Source organism: Nitratireductor sp. ZSWI3 (assembly GCF_024655565.1).
Lineage (GTDB): Bacteria > Pseudomonadota > Alphaproteobacteria > Rhizobiales > Rhizobiaceae > Nitratireductor.
Window position 1 is genome coordinate 1 of sequence record NZ_JANKOF010000199.1, and the last position, 1,183, is coordinate 1,183.

General features: G+C 64.3%; 1 protein-coding gene. It reads right to left on the reverse strand.

The window, feature by feature from the left end; all coding sequences use genetic code 11:
• Positions 1 to 7: 7 nt before the first annotated feature.
• Positions 8 to 1,183: elongation factor Tu (gene tuf / locus NUU27_RS25375; protein WP_257765067.1), on the reverse strand; the 1,176-nt coding region annotated here is incomplete at its 5' end.

The following is a 1,183-nucleotide window of genomic DNA, read 5'->3' on the forward strand; positions in this document are numbered from 1 at the left end:
CCCGTTCTTACTCAGTGATGGCGGCGACGATGCCGGCGCCGACGGTGCGGCCGCCTTCACGGATGGCGAAGCGCAGCTTCTCTTCCATGGCGATCGGCACGATCAGCTCCACGTCCACCGTCACGTTGTCGCCGGGCATCACCATCTCGGTGCCTTCCGGCAGCTTCACGATGCCCGTCACGTCCGTCGTGCGGAAGTAGAACTGCGGACGGTAGTTGGTGAAGAACGGCGTGTGGCGACCGCCCTCCTCCTTCGTCAGAATGTAGGCTTCCGCCTTGAACTTCGTGTGCGGCGTCACCGAGCCCGGCTTGGCAAGAACCTGTCCGCGCTCGACGCCCTCGCGGTCGACGCCGCGCAGCAGCGCGCCGATGTTGTCGCCCGCCTGGCCCTGGTCGAGCAGCTTGCGGAACATCTCGACGCCCGTGCACGTCGTCTTCGACGTCGGCCGGATGCCGACGATCTCAAGCTCGTCGCCCACCTTCACGATGCCGCGCTCGACACGGCCCGTCACCACCGTGCCGCGGCCCGAGATCGAGAACACGTCCTCGATCGGCATCAGGAACGGCTGGTCGATCGGACGCTCAGGCGTCGGAATGTAGCGGTCCACCTCGGCCATCAGAGCGCGCACCGCGTCCTCGCCGATCTCCTTGTTCGAATCCTCGAGCGCCGCAAGCGCCGAGCCCTTGACGATCGGAATGTCGTCGCCCGGGAAGTCGTAGGACGACAGAAGCTCGCGAACCTCCAGCTCGACCAGTTCCAGAAGCTCCGGATCGTCCACCTGGTCGACCTTGTTCAGGAACACAACGATCGCCGGAACGCCAACCTGGCGGGCGAGCAGGATGTGCTCGCGCGTCTGCGGCATCGGGCCGTCGGCCGCCGAGCAGACCAGGATCGCGCCGTCCATCTGCGCCGCACCCGTGATCATGTTCTTCACGTAGTCGGCGTGGCCAGGGCAGTCCACATGCGCGTAGTGACGCGCATCCGTCTCGTACTCCACATGCGCCGTCGAGATCGTGATGCCGCGCGCCTTCTCTTCCGGCGCAGCGTCGATCTGGTCATACGCCTTGAACTCACCGAAATACTTCGTGATCGCTGCCGTCAAAGACGTCTTGCCGTGGTCAACGTGACCAATCGTGCCAATGTTCACATGCGGCTTCGTACGCTCAAATTTACCTTTGGCCAT